Here is a 15676-nt window from a genome sequence, read left to right on the forward strand (position 1 = left end):
AAAAGATGTTCTATAAAGCACTGGCCAGTCTAGGGGTCGGTTCTGCTAAAGTGGACACCCGGTTAGAGCGGTCTCAGTACCAACCGGGGGAAAATGTCAAGGGTGAAGTAGTGATTCGGGGCGGAAGCGCCAGTCAGGTGATTGATGATATTTATCTCTACTTGGTTGTCCATTATCTGAAAGGCGATAAAAAAATCCCCTTTGTCATGCAAAAATATCATTTGAGCGAGTCCTTTGAGCTTCAGGAGCGGGAGTATCAGATTATCCCTTTCCAGATTCGGTTGCCTTTCGATACCCCGATGTCCTGCGGTCGGTTTCCGATCTACCTTAAAACAGGGCTGGACATTAAGATGGCGAAGGATCCGACGGATATGGACCGGATTGAAGTATTTCCACATCCGACGGTGGAGAAGGTTTTGGGGGAGATTGAGCGTTCCGGTTTCATTATGTATCGTTTGTTCAACGAACACCTTCCGGATTCCAAGGATCGTCCCTTTATCCAAATCTTTCAATTCCGGCCCACAGACCGCTATCACGGTTTTCTAGATGAATTGAATTTATTCTTCGATGTCGACAGCCACGATGTACAAATGGATGTGGAAATCTGCAGGGGAACGCGAAATTTAACGACTTCCTTCAGCTGGGATTTGGAAGATCCGGACGGGACGCTGACGATGAATGATGGTGGACACCAAGACCAAGTGAGCAGCCCCGCTGAAACGATCCAATCTCTGCTACAACGTTAGAGACTCGGGGGTGAGGAGGGAAAAAGGATGTCACTGTTCAGCAAAGCACTGGCCAGCATCGGGGTGGGAAACGCCAAGGTGGATACCCGACTGCGTCAAACACAGTACCGGCAGGGCGGTCTGATCGAAGGAGAGGTATTTATCCAGGGCGGGCAGGTGGAGCAGGAAGTGGATGAACTCTACCTGTTCCTGGTCATTGTTTATTATCATGAGGGGTCCCAACACGAATACGTGATGGAGGAATATCGATTATCCGAAATCTTTACGATCGGGCCCCGGGAAACCAAAGTAATTCCCTTTGAAATCCGCCTGCCCTTTGATACACCCGTTACCACCGGCGGCTGTCCGGTCTATCTGAAAACAGGGCTGAATATCCAAATGGCAGTCGATCCCGACGATACCGACGGAATCGAAGTACTGCCCCATCCGCTGGTGGAAAAGGTATTGCATGTAGTGGAAACCGCCGGGTTTCAGCTGGTGGATATCGGTTTTGAATTTGAAAACTTTTTCTCCCGCCACCCTTTTATTCAGGAATTCGAATTTAAACCGACCGGTGACCTGCGAAGGGTGCTGGATAAGCTGGAAGTGATGTTTTACGTGGGAGAAAAAGAATTGGAAGTGATTATGCAGATCGATCGGAAAGCGACAGACCTCATGACTTCTCTGGAAGAAGCATTGGAATTGGATAATCGCACCGTTCGTTTCGGCGTAACCAAGGAAGACATCGAGGATGGAATGGAAGAATTGCAGAAAAAGGTTTCTGAACTGATCCATCGTCATGCCCGTTAAAGGGTTTTTATACGGATGGTTGAGACGGCGGGAGTCACTCCCGCCGTCTTGCATCTTTTTATCTATCTTTTTTATGATAGATTGTGATAGATACGGGAATATGTGTTTTAGATCGGTCAGAAAGGCATCCCGGGAAGGGGTGCTGCTTTTTTATAAAAGTTCCCGGAAAAAGAGAGATCCAAGGAGTTGGTGAAACATGTTGAGCATTGAGGCACGGGAGCTGACCAAAGAGTTTAAGGTGTATCGAAGCCGTCCGGGTTTGACAGGAGCTTTCAGCGATCTGTTTGACCGGCAATATCGAACGATTCGTGCGGTGGACAGCATCCGGCTGGAGATCGAATCAGGGGAAATCGTCGGATATATCGGGGAAAACGGGGCGGGAAAATCGACGACGATTAAAATGTTGACGGGGATTTTGGAACCGACATCAGGGATGCTTCGGGTCAACGGTTTTGACCCTCACCGTCAGCGAGAGGAATTTGTGCGGACGATTGGGGTGGTCTTCGGGCAACGAAGTCAACTGTGGTGGGATATCGCGGTACGGGAATCCTTTCGGTTGCTTAAAAAATTGTACCGCATTCCCGACAAGGTCTATCAGTGCCATATGGACCGACTCGTCGAAGTGCTGGAGATCGGATCGTTTCTGGATCAGCCGGTCCGTAAGCTCAGCCTGGGACAACGGATGCGCTGTGAGTTGGCTGCGGCTTTGATCCACCAGCCGCGCCTGGTCTTTCTGGATGAACCGACGATCGGTCTGGATGTTTTAGTGAAGGAGAATATTCGTCACTTTTTGCGTCAGGTTAACCGGGAATACGGGACGACGATTCTACTCACCACCCATGACTTGTCTGATATCGAAGCTCTCTGTTCCCGGGTGGTGATGCTGGACCGGGGAAAGATCATCTATGACGGTGACTTGGGCCGGTTGCGCACTCAGTGGGGCAACGGACAGCGGGTGTGGCTCGAGCTGTCAGAGGAAGTCCCGCTGTTTACTCTGCAAGAGAGGACGCGCGGGTTGGCTCTTCGTTGGGAACACAAGGGGGGACGGCGGTATGTTCTTCACCTGGAACAGGGAAAGTCCGGTGTCTCCGAGGTTTTATCGCGACTGGTGACCCACGTGGATATCAAAGAGATTCAGATTGAGGAAGCAACGACCGAGGATATCGTTCGCCGGATCTACCGGGAAGGTGTCGCCCATGCTTAGTACTTATCTGGAATTGATGCGGATTCGTTTTTTGATGATGTTGGCCTACCGGGTCAATTATTACAGCGGCATCATCATTTACAGTTTGAATATCGGAGTCTATTATTTTCTCTGGATGGCTGTTTATGGGAACAGTGGATCCATTAACGGAACCACGTCCGTGGAAATGGCGACCTATGTAGCGGTGGCCTGGATGTCCCGGGCTTTTTACTTCAATAATCTGGACCGGGAGATCGCACAGGAAATCCGTGACGGGACCGTTGCCATTCAGTTGATCCGTCCCTATCATTATATCCTGGTTAAATGCTTTCAAGGGTTGGGAGAAGGACTTTTTCGATTGCTTCTCTTCAGTGTTCCGGGATTGCTGGTTGTGTCGCTGGTCTTTCCGATTCAACTGCCGGGATCACTTTCCCCGTGGCTCTGGTTCGGTTTGAGCCTTATATTGGGATTTGTCATTAACGCCCAGATCAATGTTTTGACAGGGTTGATGGCCTTCTTTGTCCTCAATAACGCCGGCATGATCCGGGCGAAGCGGGTGCTGGTGGATCTGCTTTCCGGTCTCATTCTGCCGATCTCCTTTTATCCGGACTGGGCCCAGCGGATACTCTCCTTTCTGCCCTTTCAAGGAATCAGCTATATGCCGAGTACGATTCTGTCCAAGGGTATGCCGACAGGCGAAATTCTTTCCTTCCTGGGAATACAGACCTTATGGGGAATTCTCTTATGGTTGCCGATTCAAATCTTGTGGATGACGGCCCGCCGTCGGTTGGTCGTGCAAGGAGGGTGAGGAGCGGACCATGTTTCATATTCGACTGTTTTGGGGGTATTTTCTTCAGTACATGAAGATCCGGATGGAATACCGAAGCGACTTCCTGGTCCAGTTGGCTACGGATTTTCTGTTTCAGGCAGTCAATCTGGTCTTCATCCTGGTGGTTTTTTCCCATACCCGTCAACTGAGCGGATGGTCCCAGGAGGAAGTGATTTTCATTTACGGATACTTCCTGGTTCCCTATGCGATCTTTTCAGCCTTTTTCAACCTGTGGGACTTCAATGAGCGCTATATCATCCGGGGAGAGCTGGATCGCGTGCTCACCCGTCCGGCCCACAGTCTGCTCCAGGTGATTATGGAGACCATGACCCCCGAATCTCTCATCGGTGTTGTAACGGGATTTCTGGTGATGGGTTGGGCCGCTTGGGAGATGGATTTGGCCGTGGCCTGGTATGATCCCCTGCTGTTCCTGGTCTTTGTCTTGGGAGGGGCCGCCGTTTACGGCGGGATCTACATTGCGTTGACCAGCATCAGCCTGTTTTCCGACTCCAAAACGGATATTCAGCCGATTATGTACAATGTGAGCAATTACGGCCGGTATCCGGTCAATATCTACCACAAGGCGATCCAATTGGTGTTGACATGGGTGATGCCCTTCGCCTTTGTCGGATTTTATCCTGCCAGTTTTCTGCTCGATGACCAACGATGGCTGACCTTCGCCTTGCTCACCCCTGTTGTGGGTGCGATTTATCTATTTCTGGGAGTCCGGTTGTGGAACTGGGGAATCCGCAACTACCGGGGAGCGGGGAATTAAGGCATGTTTGATCATCAATAACCACGATTGGTACTGGGTGAGTGCGGGAGTCGATTTCGGCCCTGTGCCGGGTGCCCTCCCGCAGATGAAAAACGGTCCCACTGTTTCCTCCGGGGACCTAACTAAGTGCCGCACACTGGTTATCACCCGCTGTCGGTTCAGTTGCCAAATATAAATGACGTGTCTTTCGTCCACTGAATCTGGAGCTTGCATTGACGCTATTTTACAAGTCCCTTGCCTTCTATCAGGCGAGGGACTTGTAATTTCTCAGAGAGGATCTCTTCTCGCAAAGCAGGGGTGATCATATAAATATGTACTTTTTAAAATAAAAGTATAGACAAATATCTCTGAAGGAGGATATAATCAAAGCGAAACATTGAAAAATATGTTTTAAATGGGAAAACTGGAGAAGAAAAAGATACCTGCTTATTATGAAGCCGGGAGGAAACTGGGGGATCGATTGAGGAGTGAAGCGTTCAAACACATGGTACCGGGGGTTATCTGAATGAAAAAAATCTTGTCAATTCAAGTCGTGGTTTGGATGTTGGTGATCGTGTTGTGCGGGGCAGTTTCCGTCCCGATACCGACGAGTCATGCTGCGGCCAATGGTTTTTATGTGGATGATGGAAGGCTTTATGATGCGAATGGAAACGCCTTTGTCATGAGAGGGATCAATCACGCCCATACATGGTATAAGGATCAAACCGCTACTGCCGTACAAGCAATAACAAATCAGGGGGCCAATACCATCCGGGTCACTCTTTCCGATGGCGGTCAATGGACAAAAGATGATGCAGACACAGTGAGAAAGATTATATCGCTGGCAGAGGAACACGATTTGGTCACGATTCTCGAAGTACACGATGGAACCGGAAGTGATCAAGTATCGGATCTCAATCGAGCGATTAATTATTGGAAAGAAATCAAGGATGTGTTAATCGGGAAAGAAGATACCGTTATCATCAATATTGCCAATGAGTGGTATGGAAGCTCGGACGGTGCAGGTTGGGCGGCGGGTTATAAACAGGCCATTCCACAGCTGCGAGCAGCAGGACTCGAACACACACTCTTAGTTGACGCTGCGGGATGGGGGCAATATCCCCAATCGATTCACGAATACGGAAAAGAAGTATTTGATGCCGATCCGCTTGAGAACACGATGTTTTCCATCCACATGTATGAATACGCGGGTGGAGACGCGGAAACGATCCGGTCCAACATCGATGGTGTGCTCGATCAGGGATTGGCCGTCATGATCGGTGAATTCGGCCATCGACATCATGATGGAGATGTGGACGAAGATACCATTTTGAGCTATACAGCAGAAAAGGGAGTAGGCTGGGCGGCCTGGTCCTGGAAAGGAAACAGTGGGGGAGTGGAATACCTTGACCTCTCCTACGATTGGGCCGGAAATCACTTGACTGAATGGGGCAGCCGAATCGTATACGGCCCCGACGGTCTTCGATCCACGAGCTCGCCTGCATCCGTGTTTATCAGGAATAAGTAATCAGCGAAAAAGCGTCTCCCATGAAATACACAGCCAGCCGCAGAGTCGCTCTCTGAGGCTGGTTTATTTCTGGTTTTCTACAAATCCTTTTCTTTGTCGGAGTGGTCATCTTTATTCCCGTTCCGTTCTTTCTCTGTTGATTCTTCCGGGCCGGGGCAGGTGTTCTCCTCCTTTTGTTCCTCCGGCGAGGGGATTTGATCCCCCAATTGGAAATGGGTGTTTTGGCCGTCTTTGATTTTTTCGACGAGTCGGTCGATGCTCTGGTCGTCCCCCTTGACCGACAACCCGATGTCCAGGGTACCGCTGAGGGTTTCCACTTGAAGTTCCTGCACTTTATATTCAATCCGTTCGATCCGGAGCGGCTGGATCGTGGCCAGTTTTTTCCTAAGCTCTTCGTTTTCCTGGCGCAATGATTGGAGGTCCTGCTCCAACCGGTTCAATCGATCCCACAGGTAGGCATACACGGTGTTTTCACCTCCGGTACCCGATTCTGTAACAGTATATGGGCGATGCAAACCGGTTCATGCCAAGCACTCCTCCAACCGATCTGTGACCGAATAGCGAAAACCGAATACACTGGCCTATATGAGTTTTCATGGGCAATCAGGAGGGAGACTGGTGAAAAGGAACCAATTCACCCAGTGGGGACGTTTGGCGAGGGATTTTCTCGGCGAGGATTTTTGGTCGGAAGTGTCGGGAGCGGTACAGGGGTATCCACCCCGAGTCGATGTATTAAAGAATGAACGCGAAGTGATTGTTCTTATCGATGCACCGGGAATCGACGATATCGATACCGTGGAACTTCATGTGGACGAAGAAACCCTTTATGTGAGAGGCGAAATTTCCCCCTCTCGACAAGATTGCCAGCGGATCTTAACGGAGCGGTTTCAGGGGCAGTTTGAACGGGTCGTCCCCCTGGGGGAGACGGTCAGTCGCGAAAACACCCGTGCCCGTTATCGGAAAGGAGTACTGGAAATTTATTTGCCTAAGGGGTCGACTGCCCGTAACGAGAGGCGGATCCGGGTGGAACAAGATTGAAGGCGGGCACACAGCCCGGCAGATGCTCATAAGATGACAGAGTTAAGGAGGAAGGAGAGGTATTATGGGGACTTTGAACAATATCTTCAGCCAGAAGATACAGAGTGTATCCGGCCCGGGCGCGCTCAATTACGGCAACGCTCTGAATATTGGAGTGGAATCCAACGAAAAAGCTGTCGGAGGCTCTTTCCTGATCGGTGACTGGGGTCGGAATGCCACTTTAGGACTTAATACAAATTTCGATTCCGACGTGATCGACCAAGTGTAGTCGACCCTTGGCGGAATGAAACGGATCATGGAGGCGTTGGTATACCGCCGAGATCTGGAAGAAAAGTTTACCTTTTTGAAAGGTCGTTTGTTAAAAAGGGTTCTTCGGGGTGGATGATCCATGGGCACGGTAAACAACATCTACAACCTGAAGATACACAACATTTCCGGTACGGGATCTGCTAATTTTGGCAATACCATTAATATCGGTCCGGATAGTGAGACGAAAACCGTGGGTGGGTCATCGCCTATCGGTGATCATGGACGTAATCTGGACATGGAAAAGAACTGGGTCAATGACCGGGATTTTATTGACTAAGTTAGAAACGGATGGGGTAACCATGTTCCGCATTTGTATTCATAACATAAAAGTTCACTCCATTGCCGGTGTAGGGTCTCTCAATATCGGTACGACTCTGAACCTCGTCGCACCGAGGGAGGAAGCTCCCGAGAGACCACCGGATCGAGAACCGGGCCCTCCCCGTATTCCGCCCCCGCAAGTTCCTACCCCGCAGCCGGTACCGGGAATGCCCGCTCCGGCTCCGACGCCTGTCCCAGGACCGGGAACACCTGCTCCGGGCGCCACTTTAGGAACATCCGCTACTTGAAGGGGTTCCAATCGGATCTTGGATCCGCCTGATCCCCGTACAAAGAACCGTTAGTATTATATAATGGGTACAGAATCATCGAACGACAGGCGGGATCCGATTTGAACTATAAAGTGTTGATTGTCGAGGATGAAGCCAATTTGGCGCGATTCTTGGAGCTGGAGTTTCAACACGAAGGATGGTCCGTGGGTCGGGCGGAAGAAGGGCGTTCCGGGCTGAAAAAGGCGATGGGTCAGCGTTGGGATGTGATCATTCTGGATGTGATGCTTCCGGATCTAAGCGGTCTGGAAGTTTGTCGCCGCATCCGCGGGGAAAGTCAGGTACCGATCATCATGTTGACAGCCAGAGATGCCGTTCCGGATCGGGTAAGCGGATTGGACGCCGGTGCGGACGATTATCTGACCAAACCCTTTGCGATCGAGGAGCTTTTTGCGCGGGTGCGCGCTTTGCTTCGCCGAAAGGGCTGGGGAGAAGAAGAAGTGTTGGAAGCCGGGCCTTGCCGTGTCTTTGTGGAACAGCGGAGAGTGTTTTGTGGGGAAAAAGAGTTGAAACTGACCACTCGGGAGTTCGACTTGCTCACCTTTCTGGTTCGCAACCAAGATCGCGTACTGAACCGGGACCGGATTTTGGATCGGGTATGGGGTCTCGAGTATAACGGGGACAGTAATATTGTGGATGTCTATATCCGTTATCTCAGACATAAGCTCTCGGAGGCGGAGTTGGAAGACCTGATTGAAACGGTCCGGGGTGTCGGGTATGTCATCCGGCGGAATGACGATGCCGATTAAATGGCGCCTTTCTTTATTATCCAGTCTGTTCCTGCTGATGATTTTGATTTTTTTTCACGGGTTTGTGTACAAGTTGTTTGAAGGGATGATCATTCAAACGGAGCAAAACGTTCTCGAGCACAAGCTGTCCACCCTGTCGGATTTTTATCGGGTTCGGGATGTAAACCCCTCTCTTCGCCAGTGGCTTCAACCTTTCGTCGATCAGGGACAGGCGATCCGGGTGACCGGCAATGGTTCGGCGGAATTAGAGATCAATCGGGGGGTTTCCCGGGATCTCTATCTTCCCGAAAATTCCCGACAGTCGGTCAAAGAAGTGAAGAATGTAAACGGCAGGCAGGTTTCCATTCTCGCTCTTCCGCTTCAGGGGGGAGGGAGAGTGGAGATGTATACGGACTTCACCTTTCTCAACCGATACCTGGATACGATGCTGTCCGCGTTAATGATCGGTTCCTCCGTGTTGTTGGTGACGGTTGTGATCGGAGGATATATCATGTCCAGCATCGCTCTTAACCCCGTCAAGAGGATCGTCCGCACGGTGTGTGAACTGGACGCATCCCGTTTGGACAGCCGGTTGCATGTCCCGGATACCCGTGATGAGATCGAAATGATGTCCCGTACCTTCAATAAACTGTTGGATGAAATCTACGGGATGATGCAGAAACAGCGGCAGTTTGTGGCAGACGCTTCTCATGAATTGCGTACACCGGTCTCTGTGATTCGGGGGTATACCAACCTGTTATCCCGCTGGGGAAAGGAAGATCCCCAAGTGATGCAGGAAGCTCTGGACGCGATCGACCAAGAAACGGAGAGGATGGAGCGCTTGACTTCCCGTCTTCTCCGTTTGGCCCGATTGGAAAGTGCTTATTTTGATCAAGAAGGGAGAAAGGAAGGGATTTCAAGGGTTAACTTGAATAAGACAACCGATCAACGGATTTCCCACTGGAAAAATACCCTGAAACAACGGAAGATCGAGTGGATGCCGGAACCGGATTCCCTTACGGCTGAGGTTTATCCATCCGATTGGGAGGATCTGATCGATATTCTGTTGGATAATGCCGGGAAGTATTCTGATGACGGGGACCTGATTTCTCTGAAGCTGTTTCGGGAAGGGGATATGGCGGTTTTTATCGTCCGAAACACGGGAGCCGGCATTCCCGCTGACGAACTTCCTCAGGTGTTCCATCGGTTTTACCGGGTGAAGATAGCGGAGCATTCACGCCCCGGAAGCGGACTCGGTTTGTCTATCGCCAAGGAGGTTGTTGAAAAATACGGCGGCGACATTTCGATTGACAGCCGTTGGGGAGAATGGACGGAAGTGTGTGTGAAAATTCCTCTTTCTCATTAAATGTTAATGGGGCTTTTATAGGTGTCTCACTTTGGTGTCGTACAATGAACGGACCAAAGGGGGCGAACCATATGAAGATGGTGTTAGGGATCTTTGGTTTTCTGCTGGTTGTACCGGTATGGGGGCTTAAGGCTTATTTTTGCCTGCGAAGCCTTTCGGAAATCCTTAAGGATACGGTTTATCTTTAATCCCCGTTCCCCGATCCAGATACAGGCATCAAAACCGGCCGGGAAAACCCCGGTTTTTTTCTTTGTCCCGGCTTTTCCACTCTTCTTCGGGACATGATACAATAAAAAAGAGGAACACATGGCTTGGAGGTGCCGTTGATGTTGAAAGAAGGAGATCAAGCGCCGGATTTTTCTCTTCCTGCGACCCATGGAGAAAACGTATCCCTGGCTGATTACCGGGGGAAGAAAAATGTGGTTCTCTATTTTTATCCCAAGGACAACACCCCCGGTTGTACCGCGGAGTCCTGCGATTTCAGAGACCGAAAGGATCAGTTTGCTGATCTGGACACGGTGATTCTGGGTGTCAGCCTGGATGATCTGAAATCCCATGAGAAATTTATTCAAAAATACGAACTCCCTTTTTTACTGCTTAGTGATACGGAAGCGGAAGTATCGCAAGCATACGGGGTTTATAAAGAAAAAAACATGTTCGGAAAGAAAAAATGGGGGATTGAGCGTTCCACCTTTATCATCGATAAAGAGGGAAAGTTGGTCAAAGTATATCGAAAAGTGAAAGTGGACGGCCACGTAGAGGAAGCTCTCACCTATATCAAGGAGAACCTGGAAGGATAACTTTCCGCTTACCTGGGAATAAGGCGCTCTCCTGAATCCTCTCGTTCCGGTGGATGTTCACAGAAAAGGAGGGCTGTAATTGGCAGATGACTCGATGTATCGGTGGGCCGATTATTACGATTGGACCTCCGACGGATTAGACGGAGACCGGTCTTACTACTCCGATTTGGCCATGAATGCCGGAGGTCCGGTGCTGGAGCTGGGATGCGGCACCGGGCGTTGTACTCTGGCCATCGCCCGTCACGGGGTTCCGGTTGTAGGAGTGGACAGACAGCCGGAGATGCTCCAAAAGGCGAAGGAAAAGGCGGAGGCGACGGAGTTGGACGGTTTCTGTCGCTGGGTGGAAGCGGATATGAGCCAGCTTCATCTCAATGAACGGTTCAATCTGATCATCATCCCCTACCGCTCCTTTCTCCACCTGTTGACAGTGAGGGAACAGATCGCCGCTCTGCGTGGGATTCACCGCCATCTGGAGAAGGACGGTATGTTCGCCATGAACATCTTGGTTCCCCATCCCCACCAGTTGGTGGAGGAAGAGGATTCATACCTTTACCGCGGTTCGTATGCAGTTCCCGGATTCGGTGAAACGGTGGAAGTCTATGATGCGATCCGGTTTGATCATTATCACCAACAGGGAGTGGTGTCACGGTACTATGAGCGGTTTGACCGGACGGGCCGATCCATTGAACGGTTGAAAACCGGATTTTCTTTCCGTTATATATACCCGGTGGAGCTGGATCATCTCTTGCAGTTGGCCGGTTTTGAAGTGGTCCACCGGTACGGAGGTTTCCGCCGGGAGCCCTTTGGACCCCACAGCAGTGAATTGATCATTGAAGCGCGGAAGAAAAAGGGGACGGAACCGGCTGAGAAGGGGGGACTCGGATGACCCATGTCATTTCATCGGCCAAGATGAGTGAAAAGCATAAAAAGCGGTTGCGGGAGCGTATTCCCGGAGCGCGCTTTTCTTTTTTTGACCGGATGGAAGAGGCTTTGTCCGAAGCGTCGTCGGCGGAGGTATTGATCACTTACGGAGAGGATCTGAATGAAGAGCGGTTGCGCCGGTTTTCCCGTCTTCGATGGATCCAGGTGATCAGTGCGGGAGTTGAGCGGCTTCCCTTTGCAGGGTTACAGGAACGCGGCATCCGTGTGACCAATGCCAAAGGAATTCATGAAACCCCCATGGCTGAATATGCGCTCGCGGTCATGCTGCAGGTGACTCGCCGCGTTCATGAGTTGTATGTCCAACAAATGCACAAAAACTGGTCCCGGGACATCCGCGTAGGTGAGCTGGCAGGTAAAACGGTGGGAATCGTCGGCGCCGGGGCGGTCGGCCGGGGGATTGCCGAACGGCTTCGTCCTTTTCGTGTGCGAATCCTGGGACTCAATTCCCGAGGAACCCCCGTTTCCCCTTTTGATGAAATATTTTCCGGGGAAGCGTTGCCTCATCTTCTTTCCCGTTCCGATTTCGTTATCGTTACGGTTCCTTTGACTCCCCAAACTCGGGGAATGATCGGAGAAACGGAGTTGGAGCGGATGAAACCCGGGGCTTGGCTGATCAATATGGCTCGCGGGGCGGTGGTGGATGAATCGGCCCTTGAAGCGGCGCTCAGGGAAAAAAAGATCGGCGGTGCGGTTCTCGACGTGTTTAACCGGGAACCTTTGCCTCCGGACCATCCCTTTTGGACATCGGATCAAGTGATCCTGACTCCGCATCTTTCCGGCCGTTCTCCACTGTATATGACTCGTGCCATGGATCTATTCCACCGAAATCTCGACGTTTACCTCACTGGACGTGGAAACATGATCAATCCCGTTTCCCTGGAAAAGGGTTACTAAAAGCGTTGTGAAAAAGTCCGTTTTCGGGAGGGTGGGGTTCCACACGGAGTGCCTTTGGCTCGTCAGAACAACGAAACGGAGTGTGGAACCCCACCCCGACCCACCAAGGATGTGCTCTATCACAACGCTTCTAGATGAAAAGGGAAAGGAGGGACCATGGATGATGACAAAAAAACCGAAACGCGTACCGACGCGTAAAATATTGGATACTCTTGCGGAAATGTATCCGGACGCCCATTGTGAGTTAAACTTTAAAAACCCTTTTGAGCTCTTGATTGCAACCATTTTGTCCGCACAATCCACTGACCGGCAAGTCAATATCGTTACGGAGAAGTTGTTTGACAAATATCCGACACCGGAGGATTTCCTCTCTCTGACGGAGGAGGAGTTGGCTGAAGAGATCCGAGGCTTGGGCCTGTATCGAAACAAGAGCAGGAACATCCTGCAGACCTGTCACAGGCTGGTGGATCAACACGGAGGAAAAGTGCCGCAGACGCGAAAGGAGCTGGAGGCCCTTCCCGGTGTCGGCAGAAAAACAGCCAATGTCGTACTCAGTAATGCTTTTGATGAACCGGCTTTAGCGGTGGATACCCATGTTCAGCGAGTGGCCAACCGATTGGCTCTGGCGGACAGTGAAAACCCTTTGGAGACAGAGAAACAGTTGAACCGTCGCGTTCCCCGTTCGGAATGGACCTTGACCCACCACCGGTTGATCTGGCACGGACGGCGAATCTGTTCCGCACGCAATCCGAAGTGTGACCGGTGCGATCTTCTCTCTTACTGCTGGTATGGAAAACAGCGGATGAAGGAGCGATAAGGAGCCATTGACAAAGCCTGTGATGAGGAAGTAGACTGTTTATAGATATTATTAAGAGAGAATGATTTGTGGTCGACGGGTATGGCGGAAGTGAGGTGGATGGTAATGGAAAACACCCGCCTAAATCGTGCAATCGAAACGCTTAAATCGACAGGGGTACGCATGACACCGCAACGGTACGCTATTTTAGAATACCTGTTGTCTACGATGGGCCATCCCACCGCCGACGCGATTTACAAAGCCTTGGAGAATAAGTTTCCCAACATGAGTGTCGCAACGGTTTATAACAATCTGCGTGTATTCAAGGAAGCCGGATTGGTACGGGAATTGACGTACGGGGATTCTTCCAGCCGGTTTGATGCCAACATGAATGATCATTACCACATTATTTGCCGGGATTGCGGCAAGATTGTGGATTTTGATTACCCCCCGCTTTTCAATGTGGAAAAGGAAGCGGCAGAGAAAACCGGGTTCAGGGTGGAGACCCATCGGATGGAGATTTACGGTGTCTGCTCCGCCTGTCAGGAAGCAAAAGCGATTTAGAATCATCCTTAGCAAAAGTCCTGCGTTGAGCGGGACTTTTTTGGATGGGTGGGGAATGATTCCGTAATGAAAAACCCCTTGACCGTGCCTGGACGGTCAAGGGGTTTGATATTTATAGGCGGTGGTTTTAATCAGTCCTGGAATCGGGGGCATAGGCCGGGTCCAGAGTTAGTGTTGCTTGGCAGTACATACATTGGTCCGTTTTGCCCAGGATTTTTGTGATTCGACCGCATTCGGGACACTCCACTTGGACGGCCTGGGTGGATAAAGTTCCCGCCCAAAAATAGATGCCCACACTGGACCCGATAACAAGCAGACCGAGCAAAAAAAAGAAGATCATGGCCGCCGGCCACAGAAACCCGAAATACATAACCCCGATCCCCAAAAAGATGAGAAGCAGAGCTACAGTACGCAACTTGTTCAACTTACTGGCGAAAAGCAAAAGGGCTCCCCCTTTGCGGAAGGATTCAATCAATCCGCCCGATTTTTCATCACAGTATACCACGGATCCCATCGGCTGAAAAATGAAGCTTACCAGCAAGAACGATGAGAAAACGGTTCTTCGGAAGGATTATTCAAGCAATTGTCGAAAACATGGGTGTAGACGTCGCGATTCCGTTGGTTCATTTATGTTGTGATGGAGGAAAGGCCGATGCGAGAGACGATTTATCCTGATTTGGAAAAGCAATTGAACCGAAATATGGACGCGGCGGGGGCTCTTGTTGTCCCTGCCCGATCAGCATATCATACTTCCCTGGAACCGGCTGACCTTTTTGTCATGGTTTTTTGTAACCGGTCGGAAATCCACGGTTGTGTAGCTTCTTATATGGTGGGTCATTGGAGAGTAAAAGAGATTTGGATGCAATTTTCCCGTTTGACAGCGGATATTTTGGCGGGGGAAGAACCCTGGACGGTTCATTGGCTGTTAGATGGGGATGTCTTATATGATCCGGATCACAGGGTGCGTCAACTCTGTTCTTTTGTGAGAAGGTTTCCCGAAGATCTGCGGCGGAAAAAATCCTGTGTCGAGTTTTCGCGCCTTCTTCGCTATTATATGGAGAGCAAGAACTATCTGAAGGAAGGCTTCAACCTGGATGCTTATGTATCAGTTCAGCATACGCTGCAGTATTGGGCCCGGTTGGTGGTGATCGATGCGGGAGATTATCCGCGCGTCCAACTGTGGAGGCAGGTCCAGCCTTTGAATACTGGTGTCTACAAATTGTACAAAGAATTGGTTGACGGGAGGGAAACAGTGGAGCAACGTTCCCGTCTGGTTTTGTTGGCCGCGGAATACTCGATCCTGTCAAGGATGGAACATTATTGCCGCTATGTGTTGGATCTTCTCGGCAGCGGGGCGGGAGTCTGGACCGTCAAGGAATTGCATGACCGACTCCAGCTGGAACAGATGAACCTGGATCTCACTTTACTGTTGGAAGAACTGGTGAAACGTTCTTATATTGAAGAAGTCGTCTTTATGGAAGAGGAAGTCGGTGAACAGCGGTATCGGTTGGCCCCCAAAGAGTAAAGAGGGTCCTGCCAGGGGTTTCTCTGCTGTCTGATCGGTTTGAATGAAAGTTTTTTCTGTACAAATGAAAAAAGGTGTTGACTCATATTTTCTACGGTGGTATAGTATTAAATGTCGCCGCAAACGAGCGGCTCTCGCGGGGAAAACCGCGAAGACAACGGGAAGCGTTCCTTGAAAACTGAAGAGCGAACAGGACCCTGTCTATTCGAGCAATCAAGCTCGCCTTTAACGGAGAGTTTGATCCTGGCTCAGGACGAACGCTGGCGGCGTGCCTAATACA

The 15676-nt window shown here is 50.5% G+C and carries 19 protein-coding genes; 17 read left to right on the forward strand and 2 right to left on the reverse strand.

What is annotated here, in order from left to right:
• Positions 1 to 5: 5 nt before the first annotated feature.
• From CHM34_RS13950 to CHM34_RS13975, 6 genes are all read left to right on the forward strand, one after another.
• The gene (locus tag CHM34_RS13950) at positions 6 to 746 is read left to right on the forward strand and encodes a sporulation protein (RefSeq protein WP_094265225.1); all 741 of its coding nucleotides are present in this window, start codon (positions 6 to 8) and stop codon (positions 744 to 746) included.
• A gap of 27 nt (positions 747 to 773) precedes the next feature.
• The gene (locus CHM34_RS13955) at positions 774 to 1535 is read left to right on the forward strand and encodes a sporulation protein (protein ID WP_094265226.1); all 762 of its coding nucleotides are present in this window, start codon (positions 774 to 776) and stop codon (positions 1533 to 1535) included.
• Between the two features lie 196 nt (positions 1536 to 1731).
• Positions 1732 to 2739: an ABC transporter ATP-binding protein gene (locus CHM34_RS13960; RefSeq protein WP_094265227.1), complete on the forward strand. Its 1008-nt coding sequence runs from the start codon at positions 1732 to 1734 to the stop codon at positions 2737 to 2739.
• On the forward strand, positions 2732 to 3526 hold the full coding sequence (locus CHM34_RS13965; RefSeq protein ID WP_094265228.1) for an ABC transporter permease: 795 nt from the start codon (positions 2732 to 2734) through the stop codon (positions 3524 to 3526). The genes CHM34_RS13960 and CHM34_RS13965 overlap by 8 nt, the downstream gene beginning before the upstream one ends.
• Before the next feature lie 10 nt (positions 3527 to 3536).
• Positions 3537 to 4322 (forward strand): ABC transporter permease, encoded by a 786-nt coding sequence (locus tag CHM34_RS13970; RefSeq protein WP_094265229.1) that lies wholly within the window; start codon positions 3537 to 3539, stop codon positions 4320 to 4322.
• Between the two features lie 505 nt (positions 4323 to 4827).
• Positions 4828 to 5829 carry a glycoside hydrolase family 5 protein gene (locus tag CHM34_RS13975; protein ID WP_094265230.1) on the forward strand — a complete coding sequence of 334 codons (1002 nt, stop codon included), beginning with the start codon at positions 4828 to 4830 and terminating at the stop codon, positions 5827 to 5829.
• Positions 5830 to 5906: 77 nt separating this feature from the next.
• On the opposite strand, the gene gerPC is transcribed toward CHM34_RS13975, so the two are convergent.
• Complete coding sequence (gene gerPC, locus CHM34_RS13980; RefSeq protein ID WP_169713744.1) at positions 5907 to 6293, reverse strand: spore germination protein GerPC; 387 nt, start codon at positions 6291 to 6293, stop codon at positions 5907 to 5909.
• A 154-nt stretch (positions 6294 to 6447) separates the two neighbouring features.
• On the opposite strand from gerPC, the gene CHM34_RS13985 reads away from it, so the two are divergent.
• The 10 genes from CHM34_RS13985 (at position 6448) to perR (ending at position 13871) form a co-directional block, all read left to right on the forward strand.
• The gene (locus CHM34_RS13985; protein WP_169713745.1) at positions 6448 to 6867 is read left to right on the forward strand and encodes an Hsp20/alpha crystallin family protein; all 420 of its coding nucleotides are present in this window, start codon (positions 6448 to 6450) and stop codon (positions 6865 to 6867) included.
• 64 nt (positions 6868 to 6931) lie between these two features.
• Positions 6932 to 7135 (forward strand): spore germination protein, encoded by a 204-nt coding sequence (locus CHM34_RS13990; protein WP_094265233.1) that lies wholly within the window; start codon positions 6932 to 6934, stop codon positions 7133 to 7135.
• 120 nt (positions 7136 to 7255) lie between these two features.
• On the forward strand, positions 7256 to 7453 hold the full coding sequence (locus tag CHM34_RS13995) for a spore germination protein (protein WP_094265234.1): 198 nt from the start codon (positions 7256 to 7258) through the stop codon (positions 7451 to 7453).
• Positions 7454 to 7843: 390 nt separating this feature from the next.
• Positions 7844 to 8530 (forward strand): response regulator transcription factor, encoded by a 687-nt coding sequence (locus CHM34_RS14000; protein ID WP_094265235.1) that lies wholly within the window; start codon positions 7844 to 7846, stop codon positions 8528 to 8530.
• The gene (locus CHM34_RS14005; RefSeq protein ID WP_169713746.1) at positions 8520 to 9875 is read left to right on the forward strand and encodes a sensor histidine kinase; all 1356 of its coding nucleotides are present in this window, start codon (positions 8520 to 8522) and stop codon (positions 9873 to 9875) included. The genes CHM34_RS14000 and CHM34_RS14005 overlap by 11 nt, the downstream gene beginning before the upstream one ends.
• 326 nt (positions 9876 to 10201) lie before the next feature.
• Positions 10202 to 10675, forward strand: a complete 474-nt coding sequence (bcp, locus tag CHM34_RS14015) for a thioredoxin-dependent thiol peroxidase (protein ID WP_094265260.1) — start codon at positions 10202 to 10204, stop codon at positions 10673 to 10675.
• A 79-nt stretch (positions 10676 to 10754) separates the two neighbouring features.
• Positions 10755 to 11561: a class I SAM-dependent methyltransferase gene (locus CHM34_RS14020; RefSeq protein ID WP_240512030.1), complete on the forward strand. Its 807-nt coding sequence runs from the start codon at positions 10755 to 10757 to the stop codon at positions 11559 to 11561.
• The gene (locus CHM34_RS14025; RefSeq protein ID WP_094265238.1) at positions 11558 to 12511 is read left to right on the forward strand and encodes a D-2-hydroxyacid dehydrogenase; all 954 of its coding nucleotides are present in this window, start codon (positions 11558 to 11560) and stop codon (positions 12509 to 12511) included. The genes CHM34_RS14020 and CHM34_RS14025 overlap by 4 nt, the downstream gene beginning before the upstream one ends.
• A 163-nt stretch (positions 12512 to 12674) precedes the next feature.
• Complete coding sequence (gene nth, locus CHM34_RS14030; RefSeq protein ID WP_094265262.1) at positions 12675 to 13328, forward strand: endonuclease III; 654 nt, start codon at positions 12675 to 12677, stop codon at positions 13326 to 13328.
• Positions 13329 to 13433: 105 nt separating this feature from the next.
• A complete protein-coding gene (gene perR, locus CHM34_RS14035; RefSeq protein WP_094265239.1) occupies positions 13434 to 13871 on the forward strand; it encodes a peroxide-responsive transcriptional repressor PerR in 438 nt (145 codons plus the stop codon).
• 127 nt (positions 13872 to 13998) lie between these two features.
• On the opposite strand, the gene CHM34_RS14040 is transcribed toward perR, so the two are convergent.
• The gene (locus CHM34_RS14040) at positions 13999 to 14313 is read right to left on the reverse strand and encodes a DUF2614 family zinc ribbon-containing protein (protein WP_240512031.1); all 315 of its coding nucleotides are present in this window, start codon (positions 14311 to 14313) and stop codon (positions 13999 to 14001) included.
• A 210-nt stretch (positions 14314 to 14523) separates the two neighbouring features.
• On the opposite strand from CHM34_RS14040, the gene CHM34_RS14045 reads away from it, so the two are divergent.
• Positions 14524 to 15396: a nucleotidyltransferase-like protein gene (locus CHM34_RS14045; RefSeq protein ID WP_169713747.1), complete on the forward strand. Its 873-nt coding sequence runs from the start codon at positions 14524 to 14526 to the stop codon at positions 15394 to 15396.
• The last annotated feature ends 280 nt before the right edge of the window (positions 15397 to 15676 follow it).

It is taken from the genome of Paludifilum halophilum, from assembly GCF_002245355.1.
GTDB lineage: Bacteria > Bacillota > Bacilli > Thermoactinomycetales > DSM-45169 > Paludifilum > Paludifilum halophilum.

What these genes read in the sequence shown, in the direction of transcription:
- CHM34_RS13950 (WP_094265225.1), top strand. Translation starts at nt 6, where the DNA reads ATGTTCTATAAAGCACTGGCCAGTCTAGGGGTCGGTTCTGCTAAAGTG.
- CHM34_RS13955 (WP_094265226.1), top strand. Translation starts at nt 774, where the DNA reads ATGTCACTGTTCAGCAAAGCACTGGCCAGCATCGGGGTGGGAAACGCC.
- CHM34_RS13960 (WP_094265227.1), top strand. Translation starts at nt 1,732, where the DNA reads ATGTTGAGCATTGAGGCACGGGAGCTGACCAAAGAGTTTAAGGTGTAT.
- CHM34_RS13965 (WP_094265228.1), top strand. Translation starts at nt 2,732, where the DNA reads ATGCTTAGTACTTATCTGGAATTGATGCGGATTCGTTTTTTGATGATG.
- CHM34_RS13970 (WP_094265229.1), top strand. Translation starts at nt 3,537, where the DNA reads ATGTTTCATATTCGACTGTTTTGGGGGTATTTTCTTCAGTACATGAAG.
- CHM34_RS13975 (WP_094265230.1), top strand. Translation starts at nt 4,828, where the DNA reads ATGAAAAAAATCTTGTCAATTCAAGTCGTGGTTTGGATGTTGGTGATC.
- CHM34_RS13990 (WP_094265233.1), top strand. Translation starts at nt 6,932, where the DNA reads ATGGGGACTTTGAACAATATCTTCAGCCAGAAGATACAGAGTGTATCC.
- CHM34_RS13995 (WP_094265234.1), top strand. Translation starts at nt 7,256, where the DNA reads ATGGGCACGGTAAACAACATCTACAACCTGAAGATACACAACATTTCC.
- CHM34_RS14005 (WP_169713746.1), top strand. Translation starts at nt 8,520, where the DNA reads ATGCCGATTAAATGGCGCCTTTCTTTATTATCCAGTCTGTTCCTGCTG.
- bcp (WP_094265260.1), top strand. Translation starts at nt 10,202, where the DNA reads ATGTTGAAAGAAGGAGATCAAGCGCCGGATTTTTCTCTTCCTGCGACC.
- CHM34_RS14025 (WP_094265238.1), top strand. Translation starts at nt 11,558, where the DNA reads ATGACCCATGTCATTTCATCGGCCAAGATGAGTGAAAAGCATAAAAAG.
- nth (WP_094265262.1), top strand. Translation starts at nt 12,675, where the DNA reads ATGACAAAAAAACCGAAACGCGTACCGACGCGTAAAATATTGGATACT.
- perR (WP_094265239.1), top strand. Translation starts at nt 13,434, where the DNA reads ATGGAAAACACCCGCCTAAATCGTGCAATCGAAACGCTTAAATCGACA.
- CHM34_RS14045 (WP_169713747.1), top strand. Translation starts at nt 14,524, where the DNA reads ATGCGAGAGACGATTTATCCTGATTTGGAAAAGCAATTGAACCGAAAT.